This window comes from Hydrogenophaga sp. 2FB (genome assembly GCF_005503365.1).
Lineage (GTDB): Bacteria > Pseudomonadota > Gammaproteobacteria > Burkholderiales > Burkholderiaceae_C > Hydrogenophaga.
Window position 1 is genome coordinate 1 of record NZ_SCML01000052.1, and the last position, 15,969, is coordinate 15,969.

A 15,969-nucleotide genomic window follows, 5' to 3' on the forward strand; every position below is an offset into this window, starting at 1 on the left:
AAACACATCCCCACCACCGGATTGATGAGCTGCTGCCGCATCGCTGGGTACAGCCTTTCTGACCACTGCGTTGTCTTGCCTCCACCGTCAAGATGGGATCGCTGGACGCTTACCGCTGACTGGATCAGGCTCATAACCGCTGCCGCCCGCTGGCCCGCTCGTAGGCTTCCAGCGAAGAGCCAGTTGCTGCGGCCAATGGCAATCGGCCGGATCTGGTTCTCGATCCAGTTGTTGTCCACGGGCAGTTGCCCGTCACCCGCGAACCGGATCAGCGCCTCCCAGCGTCGCAGGCTGTAGTCCAGCGCCTTCGCGCTTGCTGAACCCTCGGCGCCAACACCCACGCGTCCACTCGCTTGCGTGTCCCCATGCGCGCTCTCCAACGCCGCGTTATCTCGGCTCGGAACGAGAGTTTACTATTTGCGGATAAGTTCTAAGTACACAAGCGTTTCGTCAGACTCGATGCCTCACCTTGACAAGATCTTGATGCTTGCCAAGGCTTCGGAAAAGTACTGCTTGCGTCTGCCAGCCTCGCAGATTGCCTCGGCGTCGGCTGCATCATTCTTGTTGGTCTTGACGTAGGGCTTGACGAACTGCGGGGCCATCAGGCGCACGGTGGTAGGCGGCCAGCCATTCCATCTTGACGGTGGAGGCAAGGGCAAGCCAGTGGTCAGGCGGACGGTCCCCAGCGGTGCGGCAGCAACTCGTCGATCCGATGGAACGGATGCGCCAGCAGCCGCTCCAGAACGTCCTTGAGGTAGACCCACGGATCGTATCCGTGCAGTTTGGCCGACTATGCCGACCGCCGAACTATGCCGAGCGGCCTCGCTTCTCCCCGGATTCACCGTAGGCCGCGTGTGATCGGTTCGGCACACCATCGCAGCGTGCACGGACCACCGATCCTGCACATCAGCCCTCAGCAAAAACAGAGGGTACTGAGAAGACGCTTACGGTGAGCGCTCCCACAAGCCTCCATGCCCAGCAAACACGGAGGCAGATTGACGAAGAATGTCTCCATCTGGTCCCGGCGCAGTTGCTTCTTCACGAGCAGCTGATGCGCTTATGGCTGATCCTGCGGTGCCACGGCTTGGCGAACGTTGGCAAGGAGCCATGCCAGCGCGGGGTCCACCTCGAAGCGCGCATGCCACGCATGGAAGAGAGGATGAGGCGGGCGGACGTGAACAGGCGGCTCGTGCACACTGAGGCCGAACATGCGGGCGTATCGTCCGCCCATGTGAGCCGGCACAGTGCAGATGCATCCTGTCCGAGCCGCAGTCGCAAGCATTCCATAGATGGTTTGGACCTCGGCACCCACTCGCCGCGCGTGGCCCATTGCTTTAAGCGCGCTATCGATCCGCGCACTTCCCAAGTGCTTCATGCGAAACACGACGTGTGGACGTTCCAAGAACATTGCTAACGGAAACCTGCGTTCACTCGGCGCATCCTGCCGCCGGATCATTGTGACAAATGAGATTTCGGTCAGCGGTTCGCACCTTATGCCGATGCCCAACACAGGCTCGTGACTGATTGCCAAGTCGATGTCGCCCGCTTCCAACTGGTCGCGAAGAGTGTCCGGCTCCGACAGCGGCACGCTGCGGATCACGATGCCCGGCGCATCCTGGTGGATCAACTCGACGAGATTCGGGATGAGCCAGCTTTCGATCCAATCGGTCGTTGCGACTCGGTACTCCACCGAGCTTACGGCGGGGTCGAATATAGCCCTATGCCGGATCGCGTTCGAGATTATCTCGAGTGCCTCACGCACCGGATTTATGAGCTCTGCGGCGCGAGGGGTCGGCACAATCCCGTGGCGCCCTGGGACAAACAAGACGTCGCCTATGCGTTCTCTAAGCCGTTTTAATGCGTGACTGACCGCAGGCTGTGTGAGCGAGAGCAGATCGCCTGTTCGACTCACACTACGCGTATCCCACAGAATGACGAACACCGACAGCAAATTTAGGTCTAAAGATTTGATATTGAATCGGCTCATATTATGTTTTTTTACTAATATTTCCGTTTGTAGATGGGGGGGAGATTAGTGTGCGTTCTGATGTAGGGATGGCGTTCATAACCGGCGTGGCGAAGCCTGCTGATTGCATCAGTCTCGCCACATCAAATCGCGGGACCCGTTTCGATAGCTCCGTCGTTCAAACATCGATCTGTCACCCTTTTGAAGCCTCATCAAGGCCTGCGCGCGCACTGCAGGCGCACTCCTCCCTGAGCCATCCTCAAAAGTCGGTGCCGCCGCGCCATCCAAAGATTGGGCGCAAACAGCGTGCGCAACTGCGCGGTGTTCTTGTTCAAGCCGCGGTAGCGCACCATCACATGCCCGAACTGGCGATTGATCACCCGAAACGGATGCTCCACCTTGGCCCGGATGCTGGCCTTCGCATGTTCGAGCTTGTCCAGGATCACGCCCATGGGCGTGCTGTTGTCCAACGCTTTGCGCTTGCCCGGTCGCATCGCCACGCGCCAGTTCGCCTCGATGTCTTGCGTCTCTTCGCACTTGGCCACACCATGCTAGTCCGCGTCGGCAAACACATCGCTCTCTTTGCCATGCACCAGCGCACTGGCCTGCGTCACTTCGTTGACGTTGGCAGCCGTCCCCACCACCGTGTGCACCAAGCCCGAATCGGCGTCTACGCCGATGTGCGCCTTCATGCCAAATGTGCCACTGGTCACCCTTCTTGGTCTGGTGCATCTCCGGGTCGCGCTCGCCACTGTTGTTCTCTGTCGAACTGGGTGCTGCAATCAGCGTGGCGTCGATGGCCATGCCGTTCTTGAGCAAGAGACCCTTGGCGGTCAGCGTGCTGATGACGGTGGCCAGTATCTGCTTCATGACGCCATTGTTCCTCGGCTCGGACCTTCAAACCATCGGGGACTGCACGGAGTTTTGAGCCCCATCCCTAGATCTACGGTGAGGGCGACCTGCGCAAACGATGACACCTCGGCCCGACGAGGCGCTGACCGCCTTCGCGGCTCGTCCAATTCCAATTCAGAGTTACCCCCATTCCAGAGCCACCCGCCAGGCCTCTATCAGTTGAGCGGGTGCCGGCGTTCCGCCCCCTATCGGCACGAGCCAGCAGCCAGCCATGCGAGAAGATCAAGGTCTTGGGCAATTCAAACTGCCGTCATGGCGTCCTCCCGGAACCGAGCTCCCTCGTCCCAGCGATTCCCACTGCTCCACCAGTAGTTCGTCAAATTTTGAATCGACGCTTCTCATGCGACGATTCGGTAAAGGGGGCAATTGACATCCTCCATCAAAGTCGATTTCTCGTGTGCAAATCCTTTGCAGGGGATCGGTGTCGGCCCGTCGCATGAGGCCGAGTACCACCGAACGCAACTTGTGAGGCCAAACGGTAAAACATCGACGAACACGCTTGAGGGTAACTTGTACCAAGTTATCCGACTCATCGCCGTTCGCCATCAGGGTTGCTAGCGTAGCGGTGCAAATTTTGCAGACAACTGAAAAGTTCATCACGTTCTAGCTTCACAGTGAAAAGGCTTCCTCAGCTTAGATGATGAGGACGGCGGTGGAGAAATACGTCACGCCAGTGACATTCACGAGCGTGAGGCACTCACTCTCGCGATTCTTCAGAGGACGAAATGGCGAACGCAGCGGAAGCACGAAAACGGCGGCCGCAGCCACGACTCCCGACGCGGTCATCTACCTCAAGCGTCGTGACTTCCTCGATCGAGATCCGAGCATTCAGCAATACAGCACCAACGCGCAGCAAAGTCCTTCCGCACAGATCCACACAGGGCCAATTTGAGCGTTTCCCTATAAGCTAGGGCGATCAGCTGTGCATAAAGCAGCGGAGTTCCAACGAAGTGTTCGGCCACTAAAGTGGCTAACAGTCCGATCATCAGGAACTCCGCCGCCCCAGGCCGCCCTCTCCCCGAATTCCGGATTTTCAAAACTAGAGGTGCGGTTGCTTTCCTGCATGCCCGGCCGGATCAAAGGTCGACAACAAAGCTGGGGCTTGCGATGAGGTAGAGCGTGCATAGGCCGCTTTGGGGCTGCGAAGCGGCGTTAGTTCGCGAGGACGGCGACCGACTTGGAGTTGAGGTAAGCCTCAAGAGCTTCAGGCCCCCCCTCAGAACCGTAGCCGGAATCCTTAACTCCACCGAACGGCATCTCTGGACCGGCAACGGCGGGCTGGTTCACCCAAAGCATTCCGACCTCCATCCGCTGGGCGAGGAGATGGAGGTTCTTTATTGAACTAGTGAATGCATAGCCAGCCAACCCGAAAGGGAGACGGTTTGCCTCGGCGACGGCCTCGTCTAGGCAATCAAACGCGCGGATGGCAGCCACGGGGCCGAAAGGCTCTTCATTAAAAACGTGCGCGTCTAGCGAAACACCAGTAAGAACTGTCGGTGAAAAAAAGTTGCCGCTTATCCCTACAGGCGCCCCGCCGACCAACACCTTTGCACCCTTTTCGACAGCGTCGGCGACTAATCTCGTCATCGCGACTACCCGTCGCGGGTTTGCAAGCGGTCCCATCGTCGTGCCTTGCTCTAACCCGTCGCCCATCTTGATCTGACGGGTGTGCCGAATGAACGCCTCCACGAAGCCCCTTTCCAAATCCCGGTGCACAAGGAAGCGCGTCGGAGAGATGCACACTTGTCCTGCATTGCGAAATTTTGCATTGGCACAGACCTTTGCCGCGAGTTCCACATCTGCGTCCTGCGCGATGATGACGGGCGCATGCCCTCCGAGTTCCATAGTAGCTCGCTTCATGTGCAATCCGGCGAGCGAAGCTAGTTGCTTTCCTACAGGCGTCGAGCCAGTGAAGGTAACTTTGCGGACTATCGGACTAGCAATGAGGTATCGCGAAATGCTTTCGGGATCGCCGAACACCAGCCCCACCACTCCGGGCGGCAAGCCCGAATCTACGAAACACTGCATCAGCGCGGCCGGAGATGCGGGAGTTTCCTCCGGGGCTTTACAGAGGAACGAGCATCCTGTTGCAAGCGCCGCGCTAAGCTTTCGAACAATCTGGCTCACGGGGAAATTCCACGGAGTGAATGCCGCTACGGGACCAACCGGCTCCTTCAGGACCAGTTGCTGGCCGGTTTCGGATCGCGGTGGCACTATACGACCATATACCCTGGAGCCCTCACTCGCAAACCAATCAATGATCTCCGCTGCTGCTGCAAGCTCAGTGATGGATTCGGCCAAAGGCTTGCCCTGCTCCAATGTTAAAAGGCGTGCAATCGATTCAGTCCGCTCACGAAGCAAAGCTGCCGCTGCGTGCATCATAGAAGCCCGATTAACGGCAGGCGTTGAGCGCCAAGAGTTGAAGCCGTGCTGCGCAGCGGCCAGCGCCGCATCAAGATCTTTCGTCTCTGCGTGCGCTACTCGCCCGATACATCGACCGGTTGCTGGATTCAGGACATCTCCGTACCGGCTTGCTCCTGACTCAACCCACCTGTTGTTGATGAGCAGCTGCGTGGTTGGGTAACTCATATAGCAGTAAAAAGCAGGTTGCTTGGGTAGCGGGTCGGACTTGTCAGGTCAGCTGCTGAAGCAGCGAGCGGCATGGGTTGAAATCGTTGAACAAGCCTAGTGTATATATTCAACCAAACGAAATCAATATTTTTTTAGTTCATAAACAACAGCTTTTGAGAAGCCTTAGAAAGCTGCGCAGGCGCGCTCTTAGCTGAACCGAACCCAACTCGCTTTTCCAGCCCGCCTCGAGCCTGTGAACTCCTGACAGGCCAAATTTTGACTTCGAATTTCAATGGGATGACTTTTTTTGGGTGTCGCCCTGAGAGCCCGTGAACTTTTCAGATTCGGCGATGAATTCGACGCAACGAGCCGTGCGAGCTCTGGGGGTGGACGCGCCGACTCGATTCGACAGGAAATTTGTCTGTCGAAGCGGCTTTGCGTTGACGGGGGGCCTGATGGGCCGCGAATGCAGCCCGTGTGGGCCCATTTCCGGCGTCTCAGGCCGCGAACGCGAAGTTCAAAGCCATCATCCGCTTGAGGTTGTGGGCCAGCGCGTGCCACAGCAGCACCGCGCGAGCCTTGATCAGGCCGCGCACGTTGACGCGCTGCAAGCCGCGGTTGCGCAGATGCGCGTTGGTGCACTCGATGCTGGCCGCGCGCTCCTTGTAGAGCTGCTTGGCCGCATCGGTGCCCATGCGCTCGCGCCACTGGCTCAGCGCCTGGCTGTCGCCGGGCAGGGGTGCATACCGATCACGCTGCTTGTCCTTGGGCGCGAGCACCGGCGCGAACACTTTGGTGGCTCGCGCTTCAAGCTGCTCGATATGCCCGTGCTTGGCAAATCCCCCATCGGCCAGCCACTCATCTGGCACCCGAGCGTAGCGGTCCTGGTGCTGCTCGTGCATGGGCAGCATCTGGTTCATGTCGCTGCCCGAATTGATGAGGTCCACGCCGGTGATGATCATGGTGGCGGTGTCCACCGCGAGTTGCGCATTGAACGCCGGGTGGAAGCCACCGTCGGCCATCTTCATCACCCGCGCCTCGCAATCGGTGGTGCTCACGCGCGGCTCCTTCGGCTCCTTCGGCTTCTTGGGCTTCTTGGTCTCTTTGGGGTGCTCCTGGGCGGTTTGCTCGCCCGCCACTTGAGCGTCCACAGCCGTCTGGGTTCGATCCGATTCGTCTTGCGCCGTGTCGGCCCGGGTGCAGTCGGCTTGGCGCTTCTTGCCCTTGCCCGACAGGCTCTTGTCGATCTCGTCCATCGCCTGGAGGGCGCGCTCAAGGCGTTGTTCGCGCTCGCTGGCCGCACGCTGGCGCGCCGCACGCACGCGCCGGGTGCCGGCACCCAGCTCCTGCTTGAGCGCTTGAACTTGAGCCTGGGCGTCTTGCATCAGTTGCTGCAAAGTCTCGCGGCGCCTGAAGCTGGCCGCACCTGCATGGGCACGCACGCGCATGCCGTCGTGGGCCACCCGGTTGCTGACCAGGCCCTGCGACAGCAAGGCTGCCACGTTGCGGGTGAGTTGGCCGTCCAGCCACTGCGCGTGCGCAACCCGGAAGTCGCCCAGCGTGTGGTGGTTCACGCCCACCCCGCCGCACAACCAGCGGTAGGCATCGCAGCTCTCGCACAACCGGTCGAGTTCGCGTGCCGAGCCCACGCCGTCCAGCGTCGCGTACAGCCACAGGCTCATCAGAATGGCGGGGTCAATGGGCGCGCGCCCGACGCTGCCTTCGACGGCACGGATCTGCGCGTACCGGGCTTGAAGATCGAGCGACTGCACGAAGGCCCAGACGGCACGGGCCTGGTGCTCGGCGGGCAAGGTCGAGTCGAGGTCGCAGGCACGCAGCTCGACTTGGTTGCGCACCACGCTTTGCACCCGCGGCGCACCTCTAGCAGGCTGCTGAAATACCAAGCGTCGAACCCGCGTTAACTTCACTGGGAGCGAGATGTCGGTCGCTTGGTCGGCCGCGAGGGTCTGAATCTGCGTTTGGACCTCGATTCGACCCGCGCAAGCGCCGGATTTCGGCCTTTATGCACTCATTGCGCACGCTGCAGACGGACCTGTCCCAGCGAACGCATGCGCACGAGGTTGTAAGCGGCCATGTTCAGCACGAACATCTGAGCGACCTTCTTGATCCCACGCACCATCACTTGACGGACTTGACCAATAGTCTTGGCCCATCCGAAGCCTTGCTCAATGCGCTTGCGGCATTGCATTGACATGCCATAGCCTTCGCTCTGGGCAATCTCATCGGGCACCGCCGAGCGCCGCCCTGAGGTGTTCTGCGCCACGTGCGGTGCAACCTTGAGGCGGTGCAACTCGGCAACAAACTCCGCCGCGTCGTACCCCTTGTCTGCACCCAGGGTGATGGCAGCTTCGGCGTTGGCCTGCCGCACATCGTTGATCATGTCCTTGGCCGCTGCGCGCTCGGCATAACCATCGGCCTTCGTGACCATGGCATTGACGATCAGACCGTTGCGGTTCTCCATGAGCGTGTGCCCCATGAAGCGCATTTCGCTGGCGGTCTTGCCTTTGCAGTACAGCCGACTATCCGGATCGCTCGTGGATTCGTGGGTGTCGTTGCTGCGCGGGCGGCCGCGGAAGTCGCTGCCACCGCTGCCACCGCTGCCACCACCATCGCCGTCCTTGGGCACAAAGCTCTTGTGGCTGGCCCAGGCCTGGATCAGCGTGCCGTCCACGCTGAAGTGTTCTTTGGACAACCAGTTCTTGCGCTGGGCCTGCGCGAGCACTTGGTTGAAGAACGCCACCACCGCATCGTGCTCGATCAGCCGCTGGCGGTTCTTGCTGAATACCGTAGGCACCCAGACGCTGTCTTCCATCGACAGCCCAATGAACCAGCGAAACAGCAGGTTGTATTGCACCTGCTCCATCAGCAAGCGCTCCGAGCGCACCGAGTACAGGACCTGCAGCAGCATCGCGCGCAGCAGCTTCTGCGGCGCGATGCTGGGACGCCCGCCCTTGCTGGCGTCTTCATACATGCCAGCAAACAGATCTTCGAGCTCGATGAGCGCGTCGTTGACCATCGCGCGAATGGCTCGCAGCGGGTGCGTCGCAGGCACGAAGTCATCGAGCTTCTTGATGCTGAACAGGCTTTCGGTGAACGTGTCGGATCCGCGCATGCCGCATTGTCCTGCCTACACCTACCCCAGGACCAACTCACCGGGTTTGCGTCGAGGTATTTCAGCAGCCTGCTAGGCGTGCTCCGGTTCAGGGCAGTGGCGCTGTCCGCAGGAACAGGCAGGCCCTCGAACAGTGCGCCTGTGTGCCCATTCGATGCCGGTTCAGTGGTAATGCTGGTCATGCCAATCGGCAAGCAGCATCCGTGCCGCTAAATGTTCACAGGCTCTGAGGTGACGTGGCCCCGAAAAAGTTGACGCGCCCCCGGAACTCCGGACGCTTCAAAGCCAGTGGTACGGTTGCTTTTCAGCGGCCCAGTTGGCACGAAGCGGAAGTCAGAGGAACAGATAGCTGCTCGTTTCGCGCCCCGTTTTGCAAGGGCCGTGCAAAATGCACAAATGACAACATTCGCCGCCTCCCTCAAGAAAGAGATCGCACGAGTAGCCCGAAAAGAGCTACGCGACGAGATCTCTGCCCTTCGCAAGGGCTCCGCAACCTATAGATCCGAGATCGCAGACCTCAAGCGCAAGCTCAAGTCGCTCGAGTCCCGGGTCAAAGCATTGAGCCGTGCAACGCCGCGAGCGGAGTCTGCACGCAAGGCTCCTGCGGAAGCATCCCGTGCCAAGCCCGGCCGAAAAATCATCTTCGGTGCAGCCGAATTCTTGGCACTGCGCCAGCAGCTTGGCTTCACGCAAGCGCAGATGGCCAAACTGGTTGGTGCCTCTGCTCTCTCGATCTACAAGTGGGAGAGTGGACAGGTCACCCCCAGGGCCGCTCAACTGGAGAAGATCCTCGCTGTGCGCAAGCTTGGCAAGCGCGAAGCTTTGACACGGGTTCAAGCCTAAATGTTTGTGTGCTCGGGGCCCGCAGTACATGCGCGCTCTCGTGCCAGCGCCGTCATCGCCCCCCTGCAGCCTTCGCAAGCAACCGAATCACGCGTGGATTCGCGCCCTCCAGCAGATGGATACCGTCGCCCACCTGCGGCAGTGGCACGCGGTAAAACTCCCCAGCCCACTTGGCCACGGCCGCCGAGCGGCTCACACCGCCCTGGCAATGCACGATCAACCGCACTTCTTCAGGTGCGTCACGGTATTTGTCGATGAACTCGACGATCCGTTTCGCATCACTGAGCTCAGGCGCCTTGTCCTCGTCGTACTTGCAGATCACCTTGTGCTCTTCCTCTGACATCTGATCTGGCCAGTCAGGATCTCCTGGCCGCTCGAACGTATCCACGAAGTTCAGGATCAAGTGATCTCGGAACTTGTGCAAGTGATCGGGTCGGTTGCATTCTTCGAATTGATCCAGGATCGAAATGATCACCGTGTCCTGCCGTGGCTCCAGCTTCATCGCTTCGCGCACGCCCATGAAAAGCACTTCTTTCAACATATCTCTGTCCTCTTTCTTGTTTGTTTGAATGAATCGACCGGTCTTCTGGTCTCAATGCGGCCACGCGCGCGGCATTCCGCCGTCCTCAATGCAAGCGCAGCCTCTGCGCGCTTGATACGTCATCCCCCAGCACCTCCACCGGCAGATCGTCGAGGCTGACGGCCCCCCTGCCCTGCCTCACCGCCTGAGCGATCACCGAGCCAGTGAGTTGGTAGATCTCTCGCGCACTGAGATGCGCCAACGCCAGAACAAAGGCCTTGTCCGGCGCCCTCTCCAGCCGCACACCGGCATCTCTCGTGGCGGCAGCCACCACCGCACGGGCCACCTGAATAGCCTGCTCGGCATCGGGCATGCGAATGAAGAACTCCCGCATACGGGATCGCAGGGTGGGGGCGATCAGCCAGGGGTAGTTGCAGGTCGCGATCCAGGTGATGAGGCTGGCATCGAGTTCGATCTCCACGCTCTGGTCTCGCACCTTGCTGGCGCTCACCGGCTCCAGCAGGCTGTGCAGCACCGCGGTCGGATCGGCCGATCGGCCAAAGCCACGCGCCTTGTCCAGCTCGTCGAGGATCACCAGCGGGTTGGCGTGATCGCCATGGGCCAGCATCTCGAAGACCAGGCCAATGCGGGTGTTGCCCCAGGTGATCTCCGAACCAAGCAAGGCCGATGAGGTCTCGGCCTGGTCCATCGGGTGACGCCGTACCGGCACGTTCAGCACTTTGGCCAATGCCTCGCAGAAATGGGTCTTTCCCACCCCGGGCGGTCCTGCGAGCAACATGGGCGGGATGCGCACGGCGCGCCGGCTCACCTTCGCCAAGGCCATCCGGTCGGCCACGAAGTGGATCACTTCCGAGAAATGGGGGTGGCTCTGCTCCAGGGCCAGTACGACGTCGAGATGGCGTGGCCAGTCAACTCTGCGCCAGGCACCCTTGAACTGCAATTCCTTGAAGATGGCCTCGTTGCGCTTGCGCACATCGGCGTCGCTGTGTCCTTTGCTTTCACGCAGCTTCTCAATGGCCGAGGGCTCGTAGACCTGAAACTTCCTCTTGATGGGGAGGGATTTCAACTGCTCACAGAAGGCCTCCGGCTCGGCTTTCCCGATGATGATCCCCTTGCGCTGCGCACGTGAAAACTCTTCCTTGGCTTGCTCGCCGCCCTCTGCACCTAGCACGACGGCTTGGGCACAAGCCTCTTCCAACCGGGCCTTCTCGGCTTCCGCTTCCTCTGTCTTCTTGCGTTCGGCCTCCCGAAGGATTTCAGCATCAAGCTCGTCCTTGAGCGTCTGGGTCACCAGCACGTGCTTGAAAGCTCTGTGCCCGGCCGGGATCGACTGTTCCACGAACTGACTGTCTGTGACCAACGACGCGCGCGCTTCGCGATTCACGAGGTGCCGTTGGTCTGCGTTTTCCGGAGAAGTCGCTTCGGCATCTTCGGTGAAAGGATGTTGACTCATTCGATTTCCCCTCACTTGAGCGCGCGCAGCTTCTTGTAGTGCGCCACGCGGATGCTCTCAACGCCCGGGGGAACGCCATGGCGGCCGAAGCGTCGGCTGATCTGACCGTTCTCGCAGAAGGACAGCGCCACAGCCGCTTCCTGCCGCTTGCGCACCAGGTAGCCGTGCAGCAACGCCACCAGCCGCATGGCATTGGGCCCTGTGAAGTTGAGGGTGTAGACCTGCTTGTTGCGCCCGATCTGGCGCCGCACCGCGTAGATCATGCTGGGCACGTTCACGCAGCGCTGGAAATGCTGCAGGGTCTGAAGGCAGTTCTGGGAGATGGACACGATCAGGCGGAAGATCGACCTGCGGTTCGCAAACGGTTGCTTCACGATGGCAATGCAGCCGTCGCCATCGAGCATGCCGGCGGCCCATTCCAGACTGGGACGAGGCCAGCGGTCAGAAGATCGATCAACTGAAAGCTCCATCGAGCGTTCCGCACGACCCAGGTCGTCGGCAGGTGAATCGGTGGGGATCGCCGCAGGGATGCCGGCGGGGGTGTCGCCGTCCGCATCGGCCTCGGCATCCACAACCACCAGGGCATCTGCGCCGTCGCCCTGCATGAACAGGTCGTTCGGGTCGCCCAAGGTTTCCCACTGGGCGAACTCCAGCTCCTCGTCGGATTCACTCCAGGGGAACAGCACCACACGTTGAGGATGACGACGTTGGCGGGCGTCCACGTTGCCAGAGGAGATGACATCACCACCAGTGGGAGACACTGCAGCCGGCGCGTCGGCAGGCTGATGGGTGGGTGCCGGTGCCGACTCAATCATGTCGACGGATGCAGCGTTGCTGCCGACCCCAGCGACACGGCCGAGGTCAGGGCCAGGCGCATAGCCTTTGTCAACCTGACCGGACATCACGGCATTCACCTGAATCCCGTACGCGTCTCGGGCGCGTCCCAGCGCGTCGCCCAGCGCTCGGCCCAGTCGCGCCACATGGGGGTCCACCGGGTTCTTGGACAACGGGCCAAAGCGGCTGCCCAGGCGGAACTCTTTCTCGCCCTCTCCGCTCCACAGCGCGCGCAACCGCAGGGCATCTTCCGGCTCCAGCCTCTCCAGGCGATCCAGAAGAGCCCCAAGCACTTGCACGGTGGACGGATGGGCGCGCCTGCGCAGTTCCCCGTCCTGAAGACGCGAAGCCGCGTCGGACAACATCGACGGCCGTTTGTTGGGCAGGTTCAGCGCGCCGAGATCGGCGAGCACCGCAGCCAGGCGCACCAACGAGGCTTCGTCCCGATCAAGCTCGAACTCGTCCAGGAGCATGGCAGCATGGATGCCGGTGCGCAAGGCATAGCTGCGCCCTGGCGCCTGTGGGTACTGAGCAGACGGCGCGGTCGATGCGTACAGTGAATGTTCAATGTCCGGACGACTGATCGCGGCCACCAGGAACGCCTGGTGCAGCGGCTTGAGACTGGCCAGCACGCGGTGCAGGTCCAGCTCCACCGACTCGTGCAAGCCCAGATGGCGCAGCACCCAGGGCGTGGCAGCCGGCTGCGGATGTGCTTTGCCAAACTGCTGCAGCACCAACACATCAGATGGCACGTTGGGCATCGCGTGCTTCATGAGTTCGAGCTCGTACACACCGGGCTGGGGAACCCAGCGGCTGCCATGAACCGACGGCAGCAGCACGGTCTGGTCACCGGCGCCCAGGCGGGCCAGGGACATGCAACCGGAGACGTCCATCGTGCCGCTGCGTTCGCCGCCGAGACTCGTGATGACGTCCAGGAATCGCTGGTCGGCTGGAGATGCAATCGACCCGAACGGTTGTGCGGCGCTGATGTGCGCGGTCACCCGGATCACCGACAACGGGTCGAGCAGTTCGCCGCAGACGTTGGTGAACTCGTCCTCGGGATCGGAGATGTAGGCACGTGGGGCCGCAGGCGTGATCGGCTCGGCAGGCACATGTACGGCGGTCTCATGCGTCGCACGCAGCGCAAGGCGCTTGCGCAGTTCGGCTGTGAAGTGCTCCAGGCCGTTGGCGAATTCTTCGATGGAGTTGAATTTCGGGGTGTTGTCGTTTTGATTCGAATTCATGATGTTGTCCTGATGAAATTTGAGATGTTTGAAAGTGATTGGGCAAAGCTGCGCCCTTCCAGGCGGCGAAGGCTTTGCGCCCTTGCCCGTCCGGTGGGTTCAACGTGTGGTGTTCAGGCGCGAAGGCCTGCGGCGTGTGTCGCTACTCGCGTTTCAGAAAACCCGGTGGCTCCGGGCTCCTGAGAAAGGGCAACAGGCCGACTGATTCGCGCGCGGCGCTCTTGGCCCGTCGCGTTGCGGAGTGCTTCAACGGCGCAGTAGTGATTGGGGTGATCGCGGTCATCAGCGCTGCAACCGGGGTCGGCACTTCTTCCGTGTCTTCGACGCCTTCTTCACCGTCTGCCGTCAAGACCACTTTGTCCGCATCGTCGGCCTCATCAGCTTGCACCGAGATCGCCTGCGCCGCCTTCAGTTCTTCAGGCAAACGCAGCACCATGCCCTGTACTGGTGTCACCGAGATGTGCTGTTTGAGCAAACGCTCCATGGCTGAACCGTCGCGCCGCGTCAGGTTGGGCACATAGCGGCTGTAGACACGGAACAGCATCTCGGTGCTGGTGTGGCCGAGCTGGCGCGCGATCCACTCCGGCGCCTCGCCCGAAGCGAGCCACAGCGTGGCGGCGGTATGGCGCATCTGGTAAGCCCGGCGGTGCGGGATGTCCAGGTGGCGCAGCAGCGGTGACCACACGCGGTTCAAGAAGTTCTGGTTGTCGATGGGCGTTCCGCCTCGGTTGCAGAACACAAACTCGGACGTCTTGCCAGTCACCTTGAACTGCTCCTGCAGCGCATCGAACACCAGGTCGTTCATCTGGATGTCGCGCACGCTGCCATCGGTCTTGAGTTCGTCCTCTTCTTTCAGCACGATGGCCTCACGCACCAGGATGAGCCGGCGCTCGAAGTCGATGTACTTCCACTTGAGGCCGTGTGCTTCACCCGTGCGCATGCCGGTAAAGAAGCGCACGGTGAAGTACTGGCGGTAGTCCACCCGCGCCGTCGTGAGGATCTGCTGCACCTCGTCCAGGGTGAACGGCATCACGTCGCTGCGCTTCATCTTCAGCGGCTTGATGTTGCGAAACGCGGAAGTAAACTCGAACCGGTCGGCCGCTTCGTTAAGAATCTGCCGCAGCGGCTTCATCACGGAGTTGATGCGACGGTTGGACAATGTGCTCTGGGATTTTCGGGTGGTTACTTTGGCGAGTGTTGCCCGAAATGCCAGTACGTCTGCCTTGGTGATCTGGCCGACCTCCTTCTCCCCGAAGTAGGGAATGAGGTACTGGTCAATCGACCCACGCTGCGTGACCTTGTAGCTGCGACGCCAGGACACCTCCGACTCCGCGAACCACATGTCGGCGAACACCTTGAAGGTGGGCGTGCCGGCGCGAGTCGAGGGTTGGCGCTGCAGTTCAGGCGCGTTTTCCTCTGCAACGACTTCGGCCACCGCTTGACTCGATGGCAACGGTTTGCCGAAGGTCTTCTGGTAGTCGAAGGTGCCGAGGGCGATTTCGCCTTCGACGCGTTCGAGAGCCTTTTGGAGGCGCTTGCGGTTGACAGGGGTATCAGGCAGCGCAGTCTGCTCGCGCAGGCGCTGCCCCTGAAACACGAAGTCCAGGAAGAGAAGCCCCGATTCGGAGCGGCGGCGAATACTACCCACGGAGCGCTCCTCCGTGGGTCATTGGAATGGGGGAGCTCGACATGTGCGAATGGCGAGCCATGTCCTCTTGGATATGCTCCCAGATGTAGAGCGTCTTGCGGCCCCCGAATGGGCGGATGTAGTGACGCCCCTCGAGCAGCACACTGTCCTTCAGGCGATCACGGATCGTCCTTGAGTCGTATTTGATCAAGGCTGACAACTCTGCCGTCGTCAGGTAGGTTTGAGGGCCTGCCTCAGAGATGGCTACTTGCATGCTTGGATGTCCTTTCATTGAACAGTTACACTGGGAGACCAGTTTGCAAAAAATCAGACCTTTTTGATCTCCTGCAGGTCAGTATATCTGACTTTTATACAGAAGCAAGTCTTTTTGGTCTCTAGAAGATCATTTTCTACAAAACAAGGCCATGATCCGCTGTCACTTCGCCCGACTCCTCGGGGAGCGAAAGCTCAAGATTGCCGACGTGGCAAGGGATACCGGGATCAATCGCGGAACGCTGACGCGGCTGTACTACGAGACGGCTGAGCGAGTAGAGATTGATGTGCTGGACAAGCTGTGCGACTACTTCGGCATCGATTTGCCTGAGTTGCTAGAGCGAACGAGCAGCACCGGTCAGCCTTGAATCAAGGATCCGGATTGGCCGAGCGGCCGGCACGAACGCGTTCAAATCCGAGTCACCTTGGAGGGATTCTCAAAGGATCTAAGGCCGGCCCCTTCACATAGCCATGGTGCGGCGCCAACTGAAACAGGCGCAGTTGTACGTGGAGTTGAACCTGTGCACCCCCACTGGAGCTCCACGCAGCCCGCTTTAAGGTTGATGCACAGG

Annotated in this window: 13 protein-coding genes and 3 pseudogenes; 2 read left to right on the forward strand and 14 right to left on the reverse strand. The window is 60.5% G+C overall.

All coding sequences use genetic code 11. The annotated features are described in order from the left end of the window. Nucleotides 1–113 precede the first annotated feature (113 nt). The 9 genes and pseudogenes from FFS09_RS23915 to FFS09_RS23950 form a co-directional block, all read right to left on the reverse strand. Nucleotides 114–323 (reverse strand): annotated as a pseudogene (locus FFS09_RS23915) (IS66 family transposase); the annotation flags it as partial. 141 nt (nt 324–464) lie between these two features. After that, a complete protein-coding gene (locus FFS09_RS30715; protein WP_171020160.1) occupies nt 465–602 on the reverse strand; it encodes a hypothetical protein in 138 nt (45 codons plus the stop codon). Between the two features lie 65 nt (nt 603–667). After that, nucleotides 668–781: a transposase domain-containing protein gene (locus FFS09_RS23920; protein WP_502703757.1), complete on the reverse strand. Its 114-nt coding sequence runs from the start codon at nt 779–781 to the stop codon at nt 668–670. Nucleotides 782–949: 168 nt separating this feature from the next. Continuing rightward, nucleotides 950–1,051: pseudogene (locus FFS09_RS23925) on the reverse strand (IS110 family transposase); the annotation flags it as partial. Between the two features lie 6 nt (nt 1,052–1,057). Then, complete coding sequence (locus FFS09_RS23930) at nt 1,058–1,987, reverse strand: LysR family transcriptional regulator (RefSeq protein ID WP_137921451.1); 930 nt, start codon at nt 1,985–1,987, stop codon at nt 1,058–1,060. Nucleotides 1,988–2,178: 191 nt separating this feature from the next. Then, nucleotides 2,179–2,830: pseudogene (locus tag FFS09_RS23935) on the reverse strand (IS5 family transposase); the annotation flags it as partial. 1,200 nt (nt 2,831–4,030) lie between these two features. After that, complete coding sequence (locus tag FFS09_RS23940) at nt 4,031–5,467, reverse strand: NAD-dependent succinate-semialdehyde dehydrogenase (RefSeq protein ID WP_137921452.1); 1,437 nt, start codon at nt 5,465–5,467, stop codon at nt 4,031–4,033. A 479-nt stretch (nt 5,468–5,946) separates the two neighbouring features. After that, entirely contained in the window at nt 5,947–7,389 is a 1,443-nt protein-coding gene (locus FFS09_RS23945; protein ID WP_252374499.1) for an IS1182 family transposase, read from the reverse strand. Between the two features lie 89 nt (nt 7,390–7,478). Continuing rightward, nucleotides 7,479–8,582: an IS5 family transposase gene (locus FFS09_RS23950; RefSeq protein ID WP_137921454.1), complete on the reverse strand. Its 1,104-nt coding sequence runs from the start codon at nt 8,580–8,582 to the stop codon at nt 7,479–7,481. Between the two features lie 396 nt (nt 8,583–8,978). Here FFS09_RS23950 and FFS09_RS23955 point away from each other — a divergent pair, with 396 nt between their 5' ends. Further along, complete coding sequence (locus FFS09_RS23955; RefSeq protein WP_137921455.1) at nt 8,979–9,425, forward strand: helix-turn-helix domain-containing protein; 447 nt, start codon at nt 8,979–8,981, stop codon at nt 9,423–9,425. A gap of 52 nt (nt 9,426–9,477) precedes the next feature. Here the strand turns inward: FFS09_RS23955 and FFS09_RS23960 are convergent, their stop codons facing one another. The 5 genes from FFS09_RS23960 to FFS09_RS31255 all read right to left on the reverse strand — a co-directional run bounded on the left by FFS09_RS23960 (nt 9,478) and on the right by FFS09_RS31255 (nt 15,398). Then, the gene (locus FFS09_RS23960; RefSeq protein ID WP_137921456.1) at nt 9,478–9,966 is read right to left on the reverse strand and encodes a protein-tyrosine phosphatase family protein; all 489 of its coding nucleotides are present in this window, start codon (nt 9,964–9,966) and stop codon (nt 9,478–9,480) included. Nucleotides 9,967–10,051: 85 nt separating this feature from the next. Further along, on the reverse strand, nt 10,052–11,419 hold the full coding sequence (locus FFS09_RS23965; protein WP_137921457.1) for an AAA family ATPase: 1,368 nt from the start codon (nt 11,417–11,419) through the stop codon (nt 10,052–10,054). Nucleotides 11,420–11,430: 11 nt separating this feature from the next. Next, on the reverse strand, nt 11,431–13,497 hold the full coding sequence (locus tag FFS09_RS23970; RefSeq protein ID WP_137921458.1) for a hypothetical protein: 2,067 nt from the start codon (nt 13,495–13,497) through the stop codon (nt 11,431–11,433). Between the two features lie 142 nt (nt 13,498–13,639). Then, nucleotides 13,640–15,145 (reverse strand): Arm DNA-binding domain-containing protein, encoded by a 1,506-nt coding sequence (locus tag FFS09_RS23975; protein ID WP_137921459.1) that lies wholly within the window; start codon nt 15,143–15,145, stop codon nt 13,640–13,642. Then, entirely contained in the window at nt 15,138–15,398 is a 261-nt protein-coding gene (locus FFS09_RS31255) for a hypothetical protein (protein WP_137921460.1), read from the reverse strand. The genes FFS09_RS23975 and FFS09_RS31255 overlap by 8 nt, the downstream gene beginning before the upstream one ends. A 151-nt stretch (nt 15,399–15,549) precedes the next feature. Here FFS09_RS31255 and FFS09_RS23985 point away from each other — a divergent pair, with 151 nt between their 5' ends. After that, a complete protein-coding gene (locus FFS09_RS23985; protein WP_137921461.1) occupies nt 15,550–15,765 on the forward strand; it encodes a helix-turn-helix domain-containing protein in 216 nt (71 codons plus the stop codon). The last annotated feature ends 204 nt before the right edge of the window (nt 15,766–15,969 follow it).

Coding starts and splice junctions, on each gene's coding strand:
- FFS09_RS30715 (WP_171020160.1), bottom strand. CDS start 602: ATGGCCCCGCAGTTCGTCAAGCCCTACGTCAAGACCAACAAGAATGAT.
- FFS09_RS23930 (WP_137921451.1), bottom strand. CDS start 1,987: ATGAGCCGATTCAATATCAAATCTTTAGACCTAAATTTGCTGTCGGTG.
- FFS09_RS23940 (WP_137921452.1), bottom strand. CDS start 5,467: ATGAGTTACCCAACCACGCAGCTGCTCATCAACAACAGGTGGGTTGAG.
- FFS09_RS23950 (WP_137921454.1), bottom strand. CDS start 8,582: ATGCGCGGATCCGACACGTTCACCGAAAGCCTGTTCAGCATCAAGAAG.
- FFS09_RS23955 (WP_137921455.1), top strand. CDS start 8,979: ATGACAACATTCGCCGCCTCCCTCAAGAAAGAGATCGCACGAGTAGCC.
- FFS09_RS23960 (WP_137921456.1), bottom strand. CDS start 9,966: ATGTTGAAAGAAGTGCTTTTCATGGGCGTGCGCGAAGCGATGAAGCTG.
- FFS09_RS23965 (WP_137921457.1), bottom strand. CDS start 11,419: ATGAGTCAACATCCTTTCACCGAAGATGCCGAAGCGACTTCTCCGGAA.
- FFS09_RS23970 (WP_137921458.1), bottom strand. CDS start 13,497: ATGAATTCGAATCAAAACGACAACACCCCGAAATTCAACTCCATCGAA.
- FFS09_RS31255 (WP_137921460.1), bottom strand. CDS start 15,398: ATGCAAGTAGCCATCTCTGAGGCAGGCCCTCAAACCTACCTGACGACG.
- FFS09_RS23985 (WP_137921461.1), top strand. CDS start 15,550: ATGATCCGCTGTCACTTCGCCCGACTCCTCGGGGAGCGAAAGCTCAAG.